This window comes from Candidatus Campylobacter infans (assembly GCF_013416015.1).
GTDB lineage: Bacteria > Campylobacterota > Campylobacteria > Campylobacterales > Campylobacteraceae > Campylobacter > Campylobacter infans.
Genome location: NZ_CP049075.1, coordinates 401,694 through 422,984, shown reverse-complemented (window position 1 = coordinate 422,984; position 21,291 = coordinate 401,694). Strand labels below are relative to the sequence as shown.

Sequence of the window (21,291 nt, the reverse complement as noted above, 5' to 3'; positions counted from 1 at the left end):
GCGCAAAATTTTACTTACTAATTAAAATTTATTAGCAAGCGTAAAATATAAAGCCGCTTTTGCTTTCATATATTTTAGCCCTTTGTAAGGGCATTTTAAGGTAACACAATGGATAAAAATCAATTTGATTTTGCTTTACCAGAAAGCGATAAAAGAAATAAAATCGCTGTTTATACAAAAATAATTATTTTGCCAGTGCTTGTTTATGTGGCGTATTTATTAAGTTATTTTGGATTTATAGAATTAAATATTGGCATAAATGCTATTATTTTAAGCACATTTATGCTTATTATTGCCTTGCTTTTTACAATTCACAGCGCAGAATATGGCTGTTTTGTTTTTGAATGTCAAAAAGATGATTTTAAAAAAGAACTAAAATCTTTCATTTTAAAAAGTTTGCTAACCATAGGCAAAGATACTAAATCAAACGCAAATTTTGATGAGTTTATTAAGGATTATTCAAAATTTATCCGCAATGAAAATATCGCAAATGTCGGTGCTGGCGTGTTTTCACTGCTTGGGGTTTTGGGGACTTTTATTTGCATTGCTATATCGCTAGCCCCACTTGATGCTAGTTTTGATGAAAATGTGCTAGCTTTAATTACTAGCATTAGTTCTGCGTTTTATGTGGCAATTTATGGCACGATCTTAGCCCTTTGGTGGATATTTTTTGAACGCTTTGGAATAACGAGATTTAAAAAACTAGTAAATCGCCAAAAACTAGTTACAAAAAACTTTTTTTGGAGCAAAGAAGAATTACAAGAACGCTTTATGCAAGAAGGCATTTCTAGCTTTTCAAAAATTAGCACGATTTTTGGCTATGTAAGTAATAAAGAATTTTTTAGCCAATTAGATAAATTAGTAGAGCAAAAGTTTTTAAATTTTACAAATCTATTAGAAAACGAAGAAAACGCCATCACCCTCAGCAGCGAGCATATCAAGCAAACGCTATCTAGCCTATCAAAAAGCCAAAAAGAGCAAAAAGATATTTTGCGCGTCTATACTGATATTTTAAACGCTCTTAATACATTTAATAAAAATTTTGAAAGCATGCAAATAGGATTTGCTGATAATTACGCCAAGCTCCACACCCTAAGCGATGAAAAACTTACGCGTTTTGAGCGCGCGGTAAATACCTTGGTAACTAGCATTAATAACCAAGCCGGCCTAAATAACGAGCAAGCAAAATAAACCTAGGTAAAACAATGGGCAATAAAAATGAATATCCTAGCTTTTGGCTAAGTTATGCTAATGTAATTGGCGGATTGTTTTTTATAATCACTCTGATTTTAACTAGTATGCTCGCAAAATACAATATAATCGCGCAAGACTTAAACAAAAGCAAAGGCATTTTAGAAAATAAAATAAAAGATATAAACGAACTCAAACTAAAACTAAGTGAGCGCGAAATAGCCATAGATAAAACCCTAAGCACGCTACAAAACAGCAAAGACAAAAGCGTTGGCCTAGCATATTTGCAAAAAATTTTAAATAAAAGCCTTCAAAACGCCAAACAAAGCGTAGAAGAAATAAATAAAATCACAAATAACGAACAAAAAAAAGCAAATTTAAAACAGCAAGAACCAGCTCCAAAACCAAGCAAAAATCCAAACGCCCTAAGGCTAAAAATCATAGCTAAATTAAAAATTTTACTAAACAATCAAGCCCAAATAAACACGCAAAACGGCACGCTTTATTTAAACAGCGATTTAATCTTTGAAAAAAACGCCCAAATAAAACAAAGCGCAAAAGCTAATTTAGAGCAAATTTTAAGCTTGTATTTTGATGTGCTTTTAAGCGATGAAATTGCCCCACACATCAAGCACATCATCATCACAAGCCACACGGATCTAAAAAAATCCTACACCGCAAACTTAAAATTAAGCCAAGCACAAGCCTTAGAATTACTGCTTTTTGCCAATTCTTTTTATAATGATGCGCTTTTGGCTAAACTCAGCCTAGCCAGCGGGCGCGCAAATACAGAGCCATTTTATAAAAACGGCAAAATAGATGAAAATCTTTCAAGGCGAATTGAAATTTCTTTTATAGAAAATTTAAATCCATCAAATGCTAGCACAAAATAACCTACCAAAATTTCAAAAAATCCGTTTTAAAGAGCGTGATTTTTTCGTGCTTAGAGATGATTTGCTTGATGATGAAATTAACGGCAATAAGGCTAGAAAATTAGAATACTTTTTAAATGCTAATTTAAAAAATTTTAGCACGCTTTATAGCTATGGCAGCTCGCAAAGCAACGCTATGAGCGCGCTTAGCATTTTTGCAAAGAAAAAAGATTTAAAATTTATTTATCTAACAAAGCACCTTAGCCAATTTTTACAACAAAATCCTAGCGCAAATTACGCCATAGCCTTAGCAAATGGCGCACAAATCATAGCTAGAAGCGATTATAAAGAATATTTTTTTGCTTTAAAAAACTCCCAAAACCCAAAAACACTTTTTATCCCAGAGGGCATAGCCTGTAAATACGCAGAGCAAGGCTTTAAAACCCAAGCTGAGCAAATAAAAAATTTTATGCAAGAAAGTGGCATAAAATTTGATATATTTTTGCCAAGCGGGACTGGCACGGCTTGTGTGTATTTAGCTAAGAATTTGGCACAATGTGATGTATTTACCACGCCTTGCGTGGGCGATGAAAATTATTTAAACAGCCAAATTCAAAGCTTAAACGCGCAAGCAAGAATTAAAATTTTAAAGCCAGCACTTAAATGTTATTTTGGGGATTTGAGGCTTGAATTTTATAATATTTGGCGCGAATTAAAAGAACAAACCGGCATAGAATTTGAGCTAATTTATGATCCGCTTGGCTGGCTTACGATGCTAGAAAATTTAAAAAGCTTTAAAAATGAAATTTTATACATCCATCAAGGCGGCCTTAGCGGCTTACAATCACAAAAAGCAAGATATGAGCGAAAATTCAAGCATCTAACAATTAAAATTTAGCTCTTTAAGGATCAAAATGGCAAATTTATTAGTAGCAACAGCTGGGCATATAGATCATGGCAAAACCGCGCTAATTCAAGCATTAAACGGCTTTAATGGCGATAGCACCAAAGAAGAAAAAGAACGCGCTATTACTATTGATTTAAGTTTTTCTAACCTAAAAAATGGCGAGCAAAATATTTCATTTATTGATGTTCCAGGCCATGAGAATTTGCTTAAAACTATGATTAGCGGGGCATTTAGCATAGATGTTGGCTTAGTGGTAATAGCAGGCGATGATGGCTTGATGCCCCAAAGCATCGAGCATATTAAAGTGCTAAATTATTTAGGCATAAACTCACTAATTCTTGCTATTACAAAATGCGATTTAATCAGCCACGAGCGCGCCTTATTTGTGCTTAAAAGCGCACAAGAGTTTTTAAAAAATTACGAAAACTTAAATATTTTAAAAAGTTTTTTTATAAGCATTAAAGATGAAAAAAGCATTAAAGATCTTAAAAATTATCTTTTTACCCTAAAAGCCAAAGAGCGCGATATAAACGGCGTTTTACGCTATTATGTAGATAGAGCTTTTATCTTAAAAGGCATAGGCGTAATCGCAACTGGGAGCATAATTTCTGGCACATTAAAAAAGGGCGAGAAGCTTTTTAATTACGACAAGCAAAAAGAACTAAGCATAAAAAGCTTACAAACGCACGGGGTTTTAGTCCAAAGTGCTTGTGCTTGCGAGCGTTTAGCGCTAAATTTAAGTGGCTGCGAGTTTAAAGATATAACAAAAGGCGATTTTATCAGCAAAAAGGGCTATTTTAGGGCATTTAAAGAACTTGATTGCGTGGTTTTTGGCCAAATTAGGCATAATGAAAATTTACTTTTTTGCATTGGCACAAAGCAAGTAAATGCTAAAATTTTAATTTTAAATGCTAGTTGCGATGAAACAAAACCTAAGCCAAAAGATAAAGAAAACAAATTTTATGCCACGATAAAGCTTAAAAATGCTGTATTTGCGAGCTTTAATGAGCCTTTTATTTTGCTTAGTCTTGGGAGAGTAAGAGCTGGTGGCAGGGTGCTAAATCCTATTAGCGAACCCTTAAAAAAGAGCGTTAAAACCGAGCTTTTACAAGCCTTGGAGAATAAAAATTTTCTAAAAGCCTTTGGTATTTTAAAAAGCGCGCATAAAAACGGATTTGGGCTAATTTCTAGCGAGCAAAGATTTAATCTTAGCCACGAAAATGCCCTAAATATCGCCAAAAAGCTGGGTAATGCGCTAATAGATGAAAACGCGCTTAATGTTTATGATATCAGCGCAAAAGAGCATATTAAAGCATATATTAAATTTTTATTACAAAAAAACGAATTTGCCATATTTTCAGCCACTTCAATAGCCCTAAAACTGCCTTGGGCTAGCGCGTTTTTAGCTCAGCTTTGCATTGATGAAATGAGTGAGTTTTTAAGCAAAAATGATGGAGTTTATACCAAAAAAGGCGTTGATTTTAGCAAGCTTAAAAAACGCGTAGAAGATGAAATATTAAGCATTTTAGACAAGCAAGCCCTAATGCCACAAGCCCCTTATAATATTTATGATTATTTAGAAATTGACCGCACAAGTGGCGATAATGCTCTAAAAAAATTATGCGCTAAAAAAATAGTAATTAGGCTAGCTCATAATTTATTTATCAGCGCCAAGCACCTAAATAACGCGCTAGAAAAATTAAAAGAGCTAATTAAAAAAGATGGTTTTGTAAATATCAACACAGCCAAAAAAACCTTAAATTTAAGCAGAAAATACACAATAGCCTACCTTGAAGCCTTAGATAAAGATGAAAATATCACAAAAAACGGCACGGATAGAGTATTTAAAATTTAATCAGCAAAGAAAGAAATTTATGGGAATTTTTGATTTAGTGATTTTAGGTTTTGCCTTGGCGATGGATGCTTTTGCGGTTTCAATCTGTAAAGGCTTTGCCATCAAAAATCTAAAAATTAAACATTTTTTCGTAGTTGCTGCGTATTTTGGCGGATTTCAAGCCTTAATGCCTGCTTTGGGTTATTTTTTTGTGGCGAGTTTTACAAATTTTATAAAAGAAATTGATCATTGGATAGCCTTTGTTTTATTAGCGTTTGTGGGCGCAAAAATGATTAAAGAAAGCTTTGAAAATGATAGTTGCAAAAACACTAGCGCGCAACTTCATTTTAAACAAATGCTAGCACTCGCACTTGCTACTAGCATTGATGCCTTGGCTGTTGGAGTAAGTTTTGGCTTTGTGGAATTTCGCGGGCTAAATATATACCAAGCAATCCTAATAATTGGCCTTATAACCTTTTTGCTTTGTGCTTTTGGCTTGAAACTGGGAAATTTACTAAGCCAAAACAGCCCCTTTGGCACAAAATTAGGCCAAAAGGCTGAGCTAGTTGGCGGCGTGATTTTAATAAGTTTGGGCATTAAAATTTTAATAGAGCATTTATTAAATTAATGACTTAATTATTCGTAAAAATTGCCATCTTTGCTTGCGTTTATTTGGGCTTGGAGCATTAGCTTTGCCTTACAATCAGCACAACATCTTAGGCTTTTTAGCTTAAACTCATCACCGCTAAATTGCGCGCTCATTAAGCCTATAATCTTCTCCACAGCCTTTTTAGTGGCAAATTCCTTGCCACATTCTACGCATTTAAACAATTCGTCTTTTGCTAAAATTTTATAATTAAAAAAGCTAGGATTTAGCGCGATTTTACCGCGTTTCATCGCTATTGCGCCACTTTCAGCGCAGCTAGCTATACAATACCCACAAGCCGTGCATAAACTTGCGTTAAACTTAATGCTATTATCGCTACTATCGGCAATTAACGCATTTACATTACACGCGCCAACGCAAGCACTACACAGCGTGCAAATATTTTCATCTATGCTTATGCTAGCATAGCGCACTATTTCATCGCTATTAATTTGCCCAAAATCATTGTTTTTTATAATTTTTGCTAGCCTTGAAGCAAAAATCTCGCGCTTTGGCATATCATAATCATCAACAAGTAGCATTGAGTCCTTAATTTTATGCGCTTTGTTTAAGTTTTGTTCTAATTCGCGTTTATTTGTGGCGATTAAAACCGCGTCCTCGCCAAAAATTTTTTGATAAATTTCATTTATTATTTTGATATTGCTAAGTGAAATTTGGCTGATATTTGGCTCATAAAGCACAATTTGAGCTCCGCTATTTTGAGCTAAAATCAAATAATGCACATAATCTAAGGCGCCAGTATTTAAAGCAAGTGGCAAAACCCCGCTTTTTAAGGCAATATCTGTTAAATGATCGCCGAGTGGCTCTTTTTTTAGCCCATAAGAGCTTTTAGCGTTAAATGGCTCGATTTTGCCAAGTTCTTGCCAAAATGGGCGAAATTTCGCGCTAAAATTTTCATCTATTAAAATTTCATTTAAAAGCAAAATAATTTTATCCTTATAAAGCCTTGCGATGCCACTTAGCGCGCTTGTAGGCATATTAGCAAGGCTTAAAGCACCGCTAGGGCAAACACCCACACAAAGCCCACAATCTATACAATCTATTTGATTAAAAACCAGCTCTTTTTGCTCGTCATTTTTAAGTATGGCAACGCTAGGGCAAACATTTGCACAAGCTGAGCAAATTTGCTCACGCCTTTGATGATACTGGCAAATACTCTCATCATAAATCAAATTAATTTTATAATGATATGTTGGGTAATTTTTACGCAAAAAGCTTAATATTTCATCATTATTTAGGGCTTCAATCTCCAAAGAGCCACTTTGAATTAGCATATCCTCTCTGCCATTTTTAATTAAGGCAAAATCGCATTCTAGCTCGTATTTATCGCCATTTTGCTCTATTAGAGCTATTAAAGAGCCAACCTCGCCATACAAGGCTTTAATTTCATCATTTTTTAAGCTTATCACCTTAAAATCATTTTGTATTAAAAGCTCTTTAAGCACGCTTATATCATCATTGGCAACGATTAAAATTTTATTTTCAATTATTTTTTCACGCTCGCTTTGCTTGCTTTCATCAAAGCCTATAATTCTAGCTTCATATAACGCGCTTATGCTTTTTGCTTTTTCAAGTGCGCTATCTAGGGAATTTTTAAGATAAAAGTTTATCTCAGGCGCATAAACTTGCGCTTTTAGCTTAATTGAGTTTGCTACGATAAACTCATCATCACAGGGGTTTTGGCAGATTATAATTTCATCGCCCAATGGTATTTGATAATTTTCATCAATAAATCCGCATTCTTGCATTTTCAACCTTTTAAAAAGCCCTAATTATAAACTTATATTTAAAATTTTAAGTTAATTTTTATGCTAAAATTACGCTTTTTAGCTAAATAAAGGGTAAAAATGGCAGATTTTTCATCATTACCACAAATTGATAAAATCATCAACTTACAATGCTTCAACAATGCGCCAAAGCCTGTTATAACGCGCATTGCAAGAGATATTATAAACGAGCAAAGAGAGCTTTTAATCCAAGAAAAAAGTGCGCTAAATAAAGAGCAAATTATCGCCAAAATCACTAGCGAATACGAAAATTTTAAACGCAAAAGCCTACAAAGAGTAATCAATGCAAGCGGGATTGTTTTACACACAAACTTAGGCCGTAGCGTAGTAGATGAAAACATTTATGAGCGCGCTAAAAGCGTTATTTGCGGGTATAGTAATTTAGAATACGACCTACAAACTGGCAGCAGATCAAACCGCTATGATTATAGTGGGGCGTTACTTAGCGCGCTTTTTGGCTGTGAAGATGCGCTAATAGTAAATAATAACGCCGCGGCTGTATTTTTGGTGCTAAATACCTTTGCAAAAAACGCGCAAGTAATTGTCAGTCGCGGTGAATTAGTAGAAATTGGCGGTGGATTTAGAATCCCTGAGGTGATGAACGCAAGCGGGGCTATTTTAAATGAAATTGGCACCACAAACAAAACGCGCCTAAGCGATTATGAAAATGCCATAAATGAAAATACCAAAATGCTCTTAAAAGTGCATCGCTCAAATTTTCAAATACAAGGTTTTAGTAGCGAAGTCAGCATAAATGAGCTTGCAAATCTTGGCAAAAAGCACGAAATTTTAAGTTATTATGATTTGGGCTCTGGCTCTTATGCGCCGTTAAGTTGGGGCTTAGAGCGCATTCAAGCCAGCGCTACAAAGCTTTTATTTAGCGGGGTTGATTTATTGAGTTTTAGCGGGGATAAGCTTTTTGGCTCGGTTCAAGCTGGCATAATTTTAGCCAACAAAAACCTAATCGCCCGTTTGCGCTCTAATCAGCTTTTGCGAATGCTTCGCGCCGATAAAATCACGCTTAGCTTGCTTTGTCAAAGCGTAATGGCGTATTTAAAAAACGAAAATCACCTAATCACCACGCAAAAATTAATAAATAAAAGCTTAAATGAACTTGAAAGCTTAGCAAATGCGCTAATTTCTGGGCTAAATGAAAATGCCAAAAAGCGCGCTAAAATCATCAAAACCAGCACTTTTGTAGGTGGCGGGAGCTTGCCAAATAAGCAAATTCCAAGCATAGCCTTACAACTTAGCGGCAATGCCAAAAGCTTACAGACGCAATTTAGGGCAAAAAATATCATCGGGCGCATAGAAAATGAATGCTTTTTGCTGGATTTAAGAGCGCTTTTAGATGATGATATAAGCGCGCTTAATCTAGCTTTAAATGAAATTTTGGCTTAAAATTTGGTTTAAAATACTAACGGCGGGTTTTAAATTTTAAATTTTAATTTTTAAATTTTAATTTTTAAATTTTAATTTTTAAATTTTAATTTTTAAATTTTAATTTTTAAATTTTAAATTTTAAAATTTTGGCGTTGGCTAATGCGCTTGTGCGCTGGCTTAAAATATTTTTACGTTTGTGCGCTGGCTTAAAATACTTTTAAATTTTAATTTTTCTTACGCTTTATAACTTAAAATTTTAAAATCTATTTGCATTTAAATTGACTATATAAAATCTAATTTATTTAAAATTTGCGCGTAAATTTTAAAATTTGGCGTTAAAATTAGCAAGTTTATCGCGCAGTTTAGCCAGCAATCGCGCCAAATAAATGCTAGCTAAACGCATTTAGCACTTGGCGCACTACCTTTTGTATGCGATCAATGCTTGCTATTTCGCATTTTTCGTGCGTGCTGTGAGGTGAGATGATATTTGGGCCAATCGAACAAACCTGTAAAGTTTTGCCAAATTTTAAAGCCTTCGCGCACAAAATCCCGCATTCAAGGCCTGCGTGAATGCTCGTAATTTTGGCATTTGGGCGGTATTTTTTTAAAATTTCTAGCACCTTTTTGGCAAAATCATCACCTGCGCTTACCCAAGGCGCGCTTTGCTCGCTATAAACCACTCTAAAACCAGCATTTAAGGCTTGTTTGCTAATTGTATTTTTGATTTTTTCAAGGCTTTCATTATCCATGGCGCGCGCGTAAATTTCAATATCTAGCGCGCGTAAATCGCCATCATTTTTAGTAGAGATTACGGCTAAATTAGCACTAGATTTTGGCGTGCTAAGCTCAGTGCCAAGCTCGTAAATGCCGTGCTTTAAAGCAGTTAAAAAGCTTAAAATTTCAGCACTTTTTTCTAAACTTTGATTTTTAAAATTTGGCTTGATTTGTTTAACGCTAATAAAATCTGCTTTATTTTGTATTTTTTGATCAAGCAATTCATCACAAAGCACCACAGCGCGCGCATTTGCTGGAATTGAGTTTGTCCGCTCGCCACCATCAAAGCTTATGATTTCGCATTTATTTTGCTCTAAAAACTCAGCTAAAATTTTTATAGCATTTGGGATATTTTTGTAAATTTCAACACCGCTATGCCCACCCGGCAAATTAGCCACGCTAATTTCATAAATGCGCCCAAAGCTTTGTTTTAGTGCGCTTTTAGCACTAAGCCCAATTAGCACGCCACCAGCGCAACTAGTGATGATTTCATCATCGCACTCGCTATCTAAATTAAGCAAAAATTCACTCTTTAATTGCCCATCAAAGCCAGCAGCTCCAAGCATACCAACCTCTTCATCATTTGTAAAAAGCACTTCTAAGTTTTCAAACTCTGCCATCATTTTCATACAAATTGCCACGCCTATGCCATTATCAGCGCCAAGGCTTGAATGCAACGCGCTTAAATAAAGCCCATCATTTTGAACCTTAATCTCAGGGGCTAAACCCACGCAAACCATATCATAATGGGCTTGCAAGCAGATTTTTGGCCTGCCTTTTATAGCGTGAATATTGCCAAAATCATCGATTTTTACGCTAAATCCACAAGATTTAGCATAATTTAACAAATAATCCGCAAGTTTTTGCGTATTAAAAGAACAATGCGAAATACCGCATATTTCATTAAAAAGTTTAATTACATCCATAACTCGCTCCAAAAAATTTTAAAATTATACACAAAAAACTTGACTTTAAAATTTTTTTTGGTTACAATTTCGGCTCATTTTTAAAATGTCTTGCTAGCTCAGTAGGTAGAGCATCTCCCTTTTAAGGAGGGGGCCGTTGGTTCGAATCCAACGCAGGACACCACTTGCGTTTTTACGCTTTGGCGTCTTGACTGATTTAGTTAGATGCTTTTGGTCGCTTAGCTCAGTTGGTAGAGCGCCACCCTTACAAGGTGGATGTCATAAGTTCGAGTCTTATAGCGACCACCATTTTGCGCGGCGGTAGTTCAGCTGGTTAGAATATCGGCCTGTCACGTCGGAGGTCACGGGTTCGAGCCCCGTTCGCCGCGCCATTTCTTATTTAAAATTTCACATTTATTGCTAGCAGTTTTAAAATTTTGACCCTTTCGTCTAGTCGGCCCAGGACATCGCATTCTCTGTGCGAAAACGCAAGTTCAAATCTTGCAGGGGTCGCCAGAGTATTAAAATTTAAAAATACTAAAATTTAAACATATTGTTTAATTAAAATTTGGCGCAGTATAATGGCATAATGTAAAAATGCGATACAAAGCGCAGTGTAAATGCGTGATAAATGCGCGCTAAAACAGCGCGCTAATCTTATGAAATTTTAAAATTTTAATTTTCGTTAAATTTGCGGATTTTACGGAGTTTTTCTAGTTCGGCGCTGATATCGTCCATTTGCTGCGAGCAATAAAGCTTAGCTTGGCTTAGTAAATTTTGAGCGCAAATCGCATCATTTATGCTTAAATCATTTGGAATTTTATCGCATAAATGCTCTATTTTTGTTATGTCATTTGCTGTAACGGCGATCTTTAAATCATCTAACCACATTTTGCCTACCTTTAATTTAACGCTCACGCGCCTTGGCTAATTGCGTTTTTTTGCGCTTCATCTGGCTTTGTTACATCATTCCACGCAGCAATCAGCTCACGCGTAACATTTACCACCTCATCTAGCAATTTTGGATCGTTTTTTATATTTGCTTCTATCAAGCGCGCTATTTCTCGCCCATACAAACCCTTTAAATAATAAGAAACATCGCCCTGACTCATATCTAGCGAGTTTGAAAGCTCCATAAATATCGCGCTAGTTTTGTTGATGTAAAGCACCTTATCTTGTATGTTATTTTCGATTATGGCCTTTTTTGCGCGCGAAATAAAGCGCAAAACTCCCTCATAAAGCATCAAAACTAACTTTTGCGGAGATTCTACGCTGATATTGCTTGCATTATATGCTTGATATGCGTTATTTTGCATTTTTATCCTTAGCTAATCTTTTTTACTTTGTGCATCTATCATGCTTTGCAGGGCTGAAAATGAGTTTGTCATTTTAGCTATCGCGCTTGCATAAGCAATAAATGTCGTTGTCATTTGCTCGTATTTTTTATCAATGCTATTTTGCGTGCGCTCTTTTTGTTTGGCTAAAAGCTTGTTTTTATCTTTTAGCTCGGTTGCAAAATTTGTAAGAGAGCCGTTTTTAGAGTTTATTAGGCTATCCATTAGTGAGTTCATTTTTGCAAAAAAGCCTTCATTTACGCTTTTTACGCCTGTTTTTGAGCCCGCGCTAAGCCCCAAGGCTTTTAGAGCAGCATCGCCACCATCGCCTGCTTCTATTTTTAGCGTTTTATCATTTACGCCTTTTAGCACTAATTTACCATCATCATCTAATGAAGCAGTAACGCCGATTTTAGCATCATTTATTTGCTTTACTAGCTCTGCTGCTTGTTTTGTTTTATCGGTATTTTGCGTGCTTGGATTAGTGCTAGTTGCATTGCCAGTAATACTTTTATCAATCTCAGCTAGATCAAATTCTTTATCATTGATTTTGATCTTGCCTGTCCAAGCATTAGTGCCACTAGTTATAGATCCGCTACTATAAAACACGGCATTTTCATATGTAGTATTGCTACTAAAAAATTTCTTAAAATTTTCATAATCATCGCTAATTGCTGATTCTAGCGCTTTTGTATCTAAGCTTAACACGCCTTTATCAGTAAAGCTAAAACCAAAATCCATTAAGCTTTTGCCGTTTTTATCGGTATTTGTGATGATACTATTTATTTGCCTTTTAATGCTTGTAATCTCGCTTAGTCCATTTAGTGAGCCGGCGGCTTTTGACTCGCTATCGTAGCTAGTGGCGGTATCAAGGTTTGTTTTAAGGGTGTTATAGGCTTGAACCATACTTTGCATAGTTTTTACCAGGCTTGCGGTGTCTTTTGATATGCTAATTACCGTATCTTTATACTCGCCTGATGTTGTTTTATCATCTACATTATTTAGCGTGAAAGTTGCGCCTGTGATGATATCATCGATAGTATTTTTAGAGCGCGTCATATTAACGCCATTAAAGGTAAATTCCGCATCTTGCGCATTTGCTAGCTTTTTGCCAGCATTTGTGCCAGTGCCAGCTTTAAGCGTGAAAACGCCTTTATCGTCTGGCGTTGTCGTATCAAAGCCTAAATCTTTAAATAAACTATTGTCACTTACATTCCCTTCCATTTTAAATTTTATAGCGTTATCCTTGCCTGTGTCTTTTGTTTGAAATACCATGCTATAAGGATTTGTGCCGCCTACATTTAAAATTTTAACCGATATCTTGCCATCTGTTGCATCGGTGATTTTTTGCGATAATTCATCTAGGGTGGTTTTGTTATTTACCGTGATATCGTAGCTTTTATCGCCTACTTGTAAAGAAAATTTAGTATCGCTACTAAGATTTGAAAAAACTACATCAGACCTGCTAGAAAAGCCCTTGGTTTGGTATGAATCGCTTTGGGCTAGTTGCATTACGCTCATTCTAATTGTTTGTTCTGCTACGCCATCTTCTATATTTGCGCTTACTGAGTTTGAGCCAGCTATGCTTGTTTTGCGTTTTAAAAATGATGTTTCGCTAGCTATATCAGCATAGCTAGTTTTAAACTGGCTAATTAGCGTGGTAATGGCTGTTAGATCTTGTTGTTGCAAGGCATTTGTGGCTATGCGCGTAGTAAGTGGTTTGATTTGCGATTCTTCATCGTATTGTTTTAGCGTGTCTATTGTTTCTTGTTTTAAATAAGTGCCTGTAATATCAACATTTGTTTTTTTAATGGTTGAGCCGGTGCCGGTGTAGTTTTTGATGGTTGGCTCTGATACTGATACACTAGAAACTGCCATTTTTTATCCTTTATATTTATTTACTCTCGTCAAAAAGCATACCGATTGCTTCTTTAAAAAACTCGCGCATTCTTAGCACTTTTTCGCTAGGAAATTGGCGAATCACATTACCTGAATCTGCTTCTAAAACGCTTACATACATGGTATTTACTTTATCATCATAACCAAAACGAATATTTGTATTTAGCTCAACCATATTTTTATTTAATTGCTCTACTGCTTCTTTTACCTTTTCATTTAAGGTTTTTTTGTCTTCGCCATCTTGTGCGTTTTGGGTTTTGCTTAATTCGTGGTTACGCTGGGTTGCGTTGGCTTCTATTTGCGTTTGCTCTACTGGGCGCGCGCGCGCGCTTTGGCTATCTTGCGCAATGGTTTGGTTTTGGATTTGCTGCGAAGCGACTTTGAAAATTTCCATTGTAAATCCTTTAAAAGTTAGTGTGTTGCATATCGGCAATTTTAAAATTTTTTTAATTTATTTATAAAATTTTATAATAACTCAAAGTGCTATTGCCAAAAGCTTTTTGCTTTATAAGAGCGAATTCGCCGATATTTTCAGGTAATTTAGCCGCACTTAAATGCTCTATGCAAATTAGCTTGATTTTATCTTTTGGCAAGCTTGCTAAAAGCCTTTGGCAAGCATCATAAATTTTAATAAAACCTTGCCTAATGTCAAAAGGCGGATCGGCATAAAGTATGATATTTTCATTATTAGCGACAATTTTAGGCGTTAGGATAAAAGTATCGCCAAAATGCGCGTTTAAAATTTTAAAATTTTGAAATTTTAAAATTTGCTCTAAGGCTTGGTTAGTTTTATTAATATTTTCATTTAATACCTCAAAGCTTGATTTATCGCATTCTATGGCGTGCGCGGTATTTGCGCCCTCGCTAATAGCCCTAATGGCCATAAGCCCGCTGCCGCCAAAAAGCTCGATAAAAACGCTATTTTTTAAAATTTGGCGCACGCTATTAAAAAAGCTATCTGCTACTCGCGCCTTTGTGCTACGCGTGATTTGCGAGCTTAAAACGCTAATTTTGCGCCCCTTTAAAATCCCGCTAGTAATCAAAATAAAATGTTTATTTTGCATATTTTAATAGCTTTATTAAATCTTTTTTAAAGTTATTTAAAAGCTCATCTAAGGCTATTTCAAGCGCATTTTCGTTTTTAAAATCATTTAAAGCTTTTAAAAGTTGCGTTTGAGTAAAAGGTAGCTTTAAATCAATTCCCAAGGTAAAAACAGGCTTATCATCGCTTGAAATTTTACGATCGCTAACGATAAAATCGGCCTCATCTTTGCTAACTAAAAAAGGCTTTAAAAAATTATTTAAACAAAATAAAAGCAACAAACACTCACAATCTAAATAAATTTTCACGCATTTTCCTTGATTTTGCTTGATTTTGGGCGATATTTTAGCCAAGCAGGCTTAAAAATCGGCAAAATTTTAAATAAAAGCCTGCTATAATACACCCAAAGGACAAAAATGTTTAATGGCAAAAATATATTAATCACTGGTGGCACCGGTAGCTTTGGCAAAAAATACACACAAATTCTCTTACAAGATTACAAACCAAATAAAATCATTATATATTCGCGCGATGAGCTAAAACAATACGAAATGGCACAGCATTTTAATGCTAGTTGTATGCGGTATTTCATAGGCGATGTGCGCGATAAAGCTCGCTTACAAACTGCGATGGATGGCGTGGATTTTGTAATACATGCAGCTGCTATGAAGCATGTGCCAATAGCTGAATACAACCCAATGGAGTGTATTAAAACAAATATCCACGGCGCACAAAATGTAATAGATACTGCTTTTAATGCCAATGTGCAAAAAGTAATCGCTCTAAGCACAGATAAAGCGTGTAATCCCATAAATTTATACGGCGCTACAAAACTTGCAAGCGACAAGCTTTTTGTAGCAGCAAACAATATCCGTGGCACGCATAAAACGCGTTTTAGCGTGGTGCGCTATGGCAATGTAGTAGGTTCTCGTGGCTCAGTGGTGCCGTTATTTAAAAACCTAATACAAAAAGGCGTAAAATCTTTGCCAATCACAGATGAGAGAATGACGCGCTTTTGGATAACCTTAGAACAAGGCGTGCGTTTTGTGCTTAAAAATTTTACTAGAATGCAAGGCGGAGAGCTATTTATCCCTAAAATTCCATCAATGAAAATGCTAGATTTAGCGCGCGCGATGGCACCAAAGCTAGAAATAAACATCATCGGCATAAGACCTGGCGAAAAATTACACGAGGTGATGATAGGCAAAGATGATGCCATTCACACTTATGAATTTAGCGATCATTATGTAATAACCCCAAGCATTAGTTTTGCTTCTGTTATGGATTTTAGCGTAAATGCCATCAACGAAAAAGGACAAAAAATCCAAGATGAGTTTGAATACAGCTCCGATAAAAACACGCTTTGGCTCGATGAAAAAGGTATTTTAGAAATGATAAAACATTGTGATTAAAATTTTAATTTAGGATAACAAATGATAGAACTTAAAAATTTTACAAATCTTAATAGCGATGAGATCCTAGCTACATTCATAGCTCGCTCAAACCCCCAAATAGCAAGCTTTCTAACGCGTGCCGCTCCAAATTACGAAGCGCATAAAAATTTCATAAATTACCTAAAAAACCAAGATGATAAACGCTATTTTATGCTAAAAAAAGGCAAGGATTTTATAGGCGTTATTTATTTTATAAATGTTAAAAATAACTCAGCCGAGTTTGGATTTTTTAAAAATCCGCAATTAACCGGCGTGGGCAATCTTTTAATGCAAAATTCATTAGATTATGCCAAAAATGAATTAAAGCTAAAAAATCTGCACTCTCATGTGCTAAAAAATAACGCAAAAGCCCTAGCTCTTTATGCGCATTTTGATTTTAAAGTGCTTGAAAATAGCGATGATGATGAGAGCGTGTTGCTTAGCAAAGATATTTAATTTTAAAATTTTGGCTTAATGGTAAAAAGTGTTGATAAAGCTCAACACTTTTGTCTCATCTTTCATCATTTTTTAATCTAAAATAATTAGAAATAAATTTCATTTTATTTTCTAACTTTAACCCGCTATGAACTCTAAGCTTAGTCTGTAAATGAGTGAATTCTGCTTCTAAGCCATTATCATTTATGCTTTTTATGTAATTTTGGAGAGTTTTCAACAGATATTATTTTCTTTGGCAAGAATACTTAGAGCAATTTTTGCATTTATATTTTTGTAAATTACTTTTAGTAAAACCATCTTATCGCGCCTGTGGCTATTGTCGTGGGCTTGCTGATACTTGTTTTTGATTTGACAAAGCCTTTGAGCTTTTATCAGCTTTTTATCCACTACAACGCAAGTTCTGTAATGTCGCTTGGGGTGATTTTGCTGCTTTTATACACGCCTTTGTGCGCTCTTTATGCGATTTTGCGTTTTAGAAGCACGCTTGAAAATGGCTTTTTTGGTGCGCTCATTAAAAAATGCGCTGAAATTTTGGACTTTTTAGAAAGCAAATCCTTGTGGCTTGGAAGATTTATCTTTGTGCTTGCCGCTGGTGTGGGCGTTTATACGGGTTTTTTGCTTTCAGCCATTCAAACCTATCCGCTTTTTAATAGCCCTATTTTGCCGATACTCTTTTTGGCAAGTGGGATAATAAGATTCGTGCCAAAATATCGCTAAATCTAAAATTTTCGCTCCAAACTCTCACTTTTTCTTTTGTAATAAATCAAAATAATTTTTATTCTCATTTAAGTTTTGATTGATTAAAATTACGCTTTCAAAATTTTAAAAATCGAAAGGACAAAATGTGAAATCATTAAAAACCATCGTATTTAGCGCGGTATTTGCCACAGCACTTTTTGGGGCAAATGAAGTCAATGTCTATTCACATAGGCATTATGACACGGATAAGGGCATTTTCAAGGTGTTCACGGATAAAACGGGCATTAAGGTAAATGTGATTCAAGCAAAGGCAAACGAACTCGCCCAAAGGCTCGAATCTGAGGGCAAAAACAGCAAAGCGGATATTTTTATCACAGCAGACGCGGGCAATTTAGAGCAAGTGCGCATAGCTGGGCTTTTTCAAGGCGTAAGTAGCAATGAGATTGAGAAACTTTCGCCAAAGGCGTGGCGTGGTAAAAACAACGAATGGTTTGCCATAACCAAACGCGCTAGGATTATCATTGCTTCAAAAGAGCGCGTCCCAAAAGGCAGTATTAGCACTTATGAGGATTTGACGGATAAAAAATGGAAGGGCAAGATTCTTGTGCGAAGTTCAAGCGCAGTGTATAATATTTCGCTTTTATCGCAGATGATTGAAACGCTTGGTAGAGACAAAGCAAAGGCGTGGGCGCAAGGTATCGTAGATAATATGGCGCGAACTCCAAAAGGCGCAGATAGAGACCAGATTCGCGCAGTTTATGCAAAAGAGGGAGATGTGGCGATTTCAAATAGCTATTATTTGGGGCATTTGATAAATTCCAAAAACGCAAATGATAAAAAAGCAGGCGAATCTGTGTATATCATCTTTCCAAATCAAAATGGGCGCGGAACGCATATCAATGTAAGTGGCGTGGGTGCGCTTAAAAACGCACCAAATAAAGCAAATGCAATCAAATTAGTAGAGTTTTTGCTATCCCCTGAAGCGCAAAAAATGCTAACTGATGGCAATTTTGAATATCCTATCAATCCTAGCGTTGAGCCAAATGCGCTCTTAAAAAGCTGGGGCGAATTTAAAGTGCAAGAGCCAGACTTTGAGAGTTACTACAAAAACGCCAAAGAAGCATTAAAAATCTTTGATGAAGTGGGCTGGAAGTAGTTTTGAGCATTTTGATGAAATTTTAAATGGGTGCGAATCTAGTGAAAAATCTAAATTTTAAGTGGATTTTTCCTGCGCTAATTCTCGCAGGATTCGTGCTTGTGCCGATTTTTGTAGTTATTTTTCATTTGCCATTCATTGATTTGGATACGCTTAATCATTTGAGTAGATTCGTGCTACCGCGTTATATTTTGGGTAGCGTGATTTTGCTTTTTGGGGTGCTAATTTGCACTTTGATTTTAGGTATTACAAGTGCGTATTTAATCGCATTTTATGACTTTTTTGGACGCAAAATCTTTGAAGTCGCCCTTATTTTGCCACTTGCGATTCCTGCGTATATTATGGGATTTGCGTGGGTGAATCTATGCGAATTTGAGGGCTTTATACCAACGCTATTTGGGATAGATTCGCGCATTGATATTATGAATATTTTTGGTGCGATTTTGATTTTGTCTTTTTCGCTTTATCCTTACATTTACTTTTTTGTAAAAAATCATTTTTCAAACAATCTAGGCAATATCATCTTAAGCGCACAAAGTTTGAGCGGCTCATCAATGCGAATTTTTTGGAAAGTTATTTTGCCATTTTGTCGCGTTAGCATTGTTGGGGCAAGTTTGCTTGTGCTAATGGAGACGCTAAGTGAATATGGGCTTGTGTCGTATTTTGGCGTGGATTCATTTAGTGCTGGGATTTTTCGTACTTGGCTTGGCGGTGGAGATAAAAGCAGTGGCGTTGCGCTATCGGCGGTTATGATAATTTTTGTATTTATAATCGTAGTAGCCGAATCCTATCAACGCAAATCACGTTCTTATGCACAAAATGCATTTAGTTCTACGCCTAGACAAAAATTGCGCGGTTTTAAAAATATGGCTACATTTTTGTGGTGCTTTGCGGTGCTATTTTTTGCCTTTATTGTGCCATTTGCGTGGCTTTTGTATTGGGGGCTTTATGATATAGCCCAAACCTTTCCAAAATTTACAAGCGCAATGATTTATAGTCTAATAATGTCAGTTAGTAGCTCATTTACAATCGTTTTAATCGCGTATTTTCTTTGCTTTGTGGTGCGTATTGGCGGTGGTAAAGCGGCAAAGGCGATTTTAGCACTTGCAAGTCTTGGATATGCAATACCCGGTGCGGTTGTAGCGATTGGAATCTTGCTATTTTTGGGATTTATAAATGTTTATATCTTAAATCCATTGCATATCGCTTACGCGCTTGGCGGGGGATTTGCATTGCTATTTTTTGGCTATTTGGTGCGATTTTTGGCATCGGGTATATTTGCGATTCAAGGTGGATTTACCAAAATCCCGCGAAATTTTGACTTTGTGGCATTAAATCTCAAAGCCACGCCGTTTTGCATTTTTACAAAAATCCACTTTCCGCTAATCCGCACTAGCCTAGCACTCGCCTTTGTGATTGTGGCAATAGACATTTTAAAAGAGTTGCCCATCTCTACGATTTTGGCAAGTTCGGGCTATCAAACTTTGGCAGCAGCCGCCTTTGGATATAGCGACAATGAGCAAATCTATGACGCCGCTTTACCTAGCTTACTAATCGTGCTTTTTGCGCTAATTCCAACGCTTCTTATGCACTTTTTATATAAATTTAGGAATCCATAAATGAATGCTTTGAGTATCAACAATATCTGCAAATCCTTTGGCAAAATTACCGCCCTAAAAGACATAAACCTAGAAGTCAAAGAAGGCGAAATTGTAGCGATTTTGGGCGAAAGTGGCTGTGGTAAAAGCACGCTTTTAAGCGCGATTGCAGGATTTTTTGGCATAGATTGTGGCGAAATTTGGCTTTATGATAAAAAAGTAGCAGATTCACACACCTTTGCTCCGCCAAAAGAGCGCAATGTAGGCATTGTATTTCAAGACTACGCGCTTTTTCCACATTTTAGCGTAAAAGAAAATATTTTATTTGGCATAGCGCATTTGTCAAAAATAGAGCAACAACAGCGATATGATGAGCTAATCACAATGCTTGGACTTGAATCGCTAGACAATCGCTATCCACACGAGATTAGTGGCGGACAGCAACAGCGCGTGGCATTAGCGCGTTCGCTTGCCCCACGACCAAAAATGATACTTTTTGATGAGCCATTTTCAAACCTAAACCACGCAATGAGTGTGCGTATGCGAAGCGATATAAAGCAGATTTTACGCAAATATGGTTTAAGTGCGATTTTGGTTACCCACGAACGCGAAGATGCTTTTTATCTCGCTGATAAAATTGCGCTTATAGAGCAAGGCAGAATTATTGATATAGGCACTCCAAAGTCATTGTATGAAATGCCAAAAAATGCTAAAAGTGCGGAGTTTTTGGGTGCGGTAAATATCATTGAATCAAGTGCGATTGCGAATGTAAAAAATGCAATGTTTCGCAAATGGCTTGAATCCAAAAATGGAATGATTCGCCCAAAAGAGTTGCAAATAGTGGATTTGCAGAGTGCGGATTCGCAAGATTTACGCACGATTCAAGCCGAAGTAGTGGAAAATATCTTTTATGGAGATTATTATGAAATCATCGTGCGCATAGAATCGCTAAATTTTTCCTTGCAACTGCCCTATCCGCTTAAATTAGGCAAAATAACATTAGCTTTTTAGATTTTAGATTCGCAAATATTTTGGTGGTTTGCAATATTTAGCCATAAGATTCGCGCCAAAATATCACCAAATCTCAATTTTGGCTTAATGATAAAAAGTGTTGATAAAGCTCAACACTTTTATCTCATCTTTCATCATTTTTTAATCTAAAATAATTAGAAATAAATTTCATTTTATTTTCTAACTTTAACCCGCTATGAACTCTAAGCTTAGTCTTTAAATGAGTGAATTCTGCTTCTAGGCCATTATCATTTATGCTTTTATGTAATTTTGAAGCGTTTTCATACAGATGTTATTTTCTTTGAGCAATTTTTGCATTTATATCTTTAATGATTACTAGAAT

General features: G+C 35.9%; 20 protein-coding genes, 4 tRNA genes and 1 pseudogene. 16 read left to right on the top strand and 9 right to left on the bottom strand.

What is annotated here, in order from left to right:
- Window positions 1-108 precede the first annotated feature (108 nt).
- From CINF_RS02250 to CINF_RS02230, 5 genes are read left to right on the top strand one after another with little or no spacing between them, the layout of a single operon-like run.
- The gene (locus tag CINF_RS02250; RefSeq protein ID WP_178696597.1) at window positions 109-1,191 is read left to right on the top strand and encodes a MotA/TolQ/ExbB proton channel family protein; all 1,083 of its coding nucleotides are present in this window, start codon (window positions 109-111) and stop codon (window positions 1,189-1,191) included.
- Window positions 1,192-1,205: 14 nt separating this feature from the next.
- Complete coding sequence (locus CINF_RS02245; protein WP_178696596.1) at window positions 1,206-2,084, top strand: OmpA family protein; 879 nt, start codon at window positions 1,206-1,208, stop codon at window positions 2,082-2,084.
- A complete protein-coding gene (locus tag CINF_RS02240; protein ID WP_179975589.1) occupies window positions 2,068-2,961 on the top strand; it encodes a 1-aminocyclopropane-1-carboxylate deaminase in 894 nt (297 codons plus the stop codon). Before CINF_RS02245 ends, CINF_RS02240 begins: the two co-directional genes overlap by 17 nt.
- A gap of 16 nt (window positions 2,962-2,977) precedes the next feature.
- Entirely contained in the window at window positions 2,978-4,825 is a 1,848-nt protein-coding gene (gene selB, locus CINF_RS02235) for a selenocysteine-specific translation elongation factor (RefSeq protein ID WP_179975588.1), read from the top strand.
- Window positions 4,826-4,844: 19 nt separating this feature from the next.
- Window positions 4,845-5,432, top strand: a complete 588-nt coding sequence (locus CINF_RS02230; protein WP_179975587.1) for a manganese efflux pump MntP — start codon at window positions 4,845-4,847, stop codon at window positions 5,430-5,432.
- An 8-nt stretch (window positions 5,433-5,440) separates the two neighbouring features.
- Here the strand turns inward: CINF_RS02230 and CINF_RS02225 are convergent, their stop codons facing one another.
- The gene (locus CINF_RS02225) at window positions 5,441-7,219 is read right to left on the bottom strand and encodes a 4Fe-4S binding protein (protein WP_179975586.1); all 1,779 of its coding nucleotides are present in this window, start codon (window positions 7,217-7,219) and stop codon (window positions 5,441-5,443) included.
- 99 nt (window positions 7,220-7,318) lie between these two features.
- Here CINF_RS02225 and selA point away from each other — a divergent pair, with 99 nt between their 5' ends.
- Complete coding sequence (gene selA / locus CINF_RS02220) at window positions 7,319-8,659, top strand: L-seryl-tRNA(Sec) selenium transferase (RefSeq protein WP_179975585.1); 1,341 nt, start codon at window positions 7,319-7,321, stop codon at window positions 8,657-8,659.
- A gap of 371 nt (window positions 8,660-9,030) precedes the next feature.
- Here the strand turns inward: selA and CINF_RS02215 are convergent, their stop codons facing one another.
- On the bottom strand, window positions 9,031-10,341 hold the full coding sequence (locus tag CINF_RS02215; protein WP_179975584.1) for a M20/M25/M40 family metallo-hydrolase: 1,311 nt from the start codon (window positions 10,339-10,341) through the stop codon (window positions 9,031-9,033).
- Between the two features lie 87 nt (window positions 10,342-10,428).
- Here CINF_RS02215 and CINF_RS02210 point away from each other — a divergent pair.
- The 4 genes from CINF_RS02210 (at window position 10,429) to CINF_RS02195 (ending at window position 10,836) form a co-directional block, all read left to right on the top strand.
- Window positions 10,429-10,504, top strand: a tRNA-Lys gene (locus tag CINF_RS02210).
- 49 nt (window positions 10,505-10,553) lie between these two features.
- Window positions 10,554-10,629: transfer RNA gene (locus CINF_RS02205), tRNA-Val, on the top strand.
- A gap of 6 nt (window positions 10,630-10,635) precedes the next feature.
- Window positions 10,636-10,712, top strand: a tRNA-Asp gene (locus CINF_RS02200).
- Window positions 10,713-10,759: 47 nt separating this feature from the next.
- A tRNA-Glu gene (locus CINF_RS02195) sits at window positions 10,760-10,836 on the top strand.
- Window positions 10,837-10,995: 159 nt separating this feature from the next.
- On the opposite strand, the gene CINF_RS02190 is transcribed toward CINF_RS02195, so the two are convergent.
- From CINF_RS02190 to CINF_RS02165, 6 genes are all read right to left on the bottom strand, one after another.
- Window positions 10,996-11,211 (bottom strand): hypothetical protein, encoded by a 216-nt coding sequence (locus CINF_RS02190; RefSeq protein WP_178696589.1) that lies wholly within the window; start codon window positions 11,209-11,211, stop codon window positions 10,996-10,998.
- A gap of 23 nt (window positions 11,212-11,234) precedes the next feature.
- Window positions 11,235-11,636 (bottom strand): flagellar export chaperone FliS, encoded by a 402-nt coding sequence (fliS, locus tag CINF_RS02185; RefSeq protein WP_178696588.1) that lies wholly within the window; start codon window positions 11,634-11,636, stop codon window positions 11,235-11,237.
- Window positions 11,637-11,648: 12 nt separating this feature from the next.
- Entirely contained in the window at window positions 11,649-13,532 is a 1,884-nt protein-coding gene (gene fliD / locus CINF_RS02180) for a flagellar filament capping protein FliD (protein WP_179975583.1), read from the bottom strand.
- Window positions 13,533-13,548: 16 nt separating this feature from the next.
- Entirely contained in the window at window positions 13,549-13,947 is a 399-nt protein-coding gene (locus CINF_RS02175; RefSeq protein ID WP_179975582.1) for a flagellar protein FlaG, read from the bottom strand.
- Between the two features lie 61 nt (window positions 13,948-14,008).
- The gene (locus tag CINF_RS02170) at window positions 14,009-14,617 is read right to left on the bottom strand and encodes an RsmD family RNA methyltransferase (RefSeq protein WP_179975581.1); all 609 of its coding nucleotides are present in this window, start codon (window positions 14,615-14,617) and stop codon (window positions 14,009-14,011) included.
- Window positions 14,607-14,903 carry a hypothetical protein gene (locus tag CINF_RS02165; RefSeq protein WP_179975580.1) on the bottom strand — a complete coding sequence of 99 codons (297 nt, stop codon included), beginning with the start codon at window positions 14,901-14,903 and terminating at the stop codon, window positions 14,607-14,609. Before CINF_RS02165 ends, CINF_RS02170 begins: the two co-directional genes overlap by 11 nt.
- 108 nt (window positions 14,904-15,011) lie before the next feature.
- Here CINF_RS02165 and pseB point away from each other — a divergent pair, with 108 nt between their 5' ends.
- Window positions 15,012-16,007: a UDP-N-acetylglucosamine 4,6-dehydratase (inverting) gene (gene pseB, locus CINF_RS02160; RefSeq protein ID WP_179975579.1), complete on the top strand. Its 996-nt coding sequence runs from the start codon at window positions 15,012-15,014 to the stop codon at window positions 16,005-16,007.
- A gap of 21 nt (window positions 16,008-16,028) precedes the next feature.
- Window positions 16,029-16,484 (top strand): UDP-4-amino-4,6-dideoxy-N-acetyl-beta-L-altrosamine N-acetyltransferase, encoded by a 456-nt coding sequence (pseH, locus tag CINF_RS02155; RefSeq protein WP_179975578.1) that lies wholly within the window; start codon window positions 16,029-16,031, stop codon window positions 16,482-16,484.
- Window positions 16,485-16,539: 55 nt separating this feature from the next.
- On the opposite strand, the gene CINF_RS02150 is transcribed toward pseH, so the two are convergent.
- Complete coding sequence (locus tag CINF_RS02150) at window positions 16,540-16,701, bottom strand: hypothetical protein (protein WP_179975577.1); 162 nt, start codon at window positions 16,699-16,701, stop codon at window positions 16,540-16,542.
- Window positions 16,702-16,781: 80 nt separating this feature from the next.
- Between CINF_RS02150 and nrfD the strand changes: the two are divergent.
- From nrfD to CINF_RS02130, 4 genes and pseudogenes are all read left to right on the top strand, one after another.
- A pseudogene (nrfD, locus tag CINF_RS02145) lies at window positions 16,782-17,171 on the top strand (NrfD/PsrC family molybdoenzyme membrane anchor subunit); the annotation flags it as partial.
- A gap of 157 nt (window positions 17,172-17,328) precedes the next feature.
- The gene (locus tag CINF_RS02140; protein ID WP_179975576.1) at window positions 17,329-18,339 is read left to right on the top strand and encodes a Fe(3+) ABC transporter substrate-binding protein; all 1,011 of its coding nucleotides are present in this window, start codon (window positions 17,329-17,331) and stop codon (window positions 18,337-18,339) included.
- 41 nt (window positions 18,340-18,380) lie between these two features.
- The gene (locus CINF_RS02135) at window positions 18,381-19,958 is read left to right on the top strand and encodes an ABC transporter permease (protein ID WP_179975575.1); all 1,578 of its coding nucleotides are present in this window, start codon (window positions 18,381-18,383) and stop codon (window positions 19,956-19,958) included.
- Window positions 19,959-20,948 carry an ABC transporter ATP-binding protein gene (locus CINF_RS02130; RefSeq protein ID WP_179975574.1) on the top strand — a complete coding sequence of 330 codons (990 nt, stop codon included), beginning with the start codon at window positions 19,959-19,961 and terminating at the stop codon, window positions 20,946-20,948.
- Window positions 20,949-21,291: the final 343 nt, after the last annotated feature.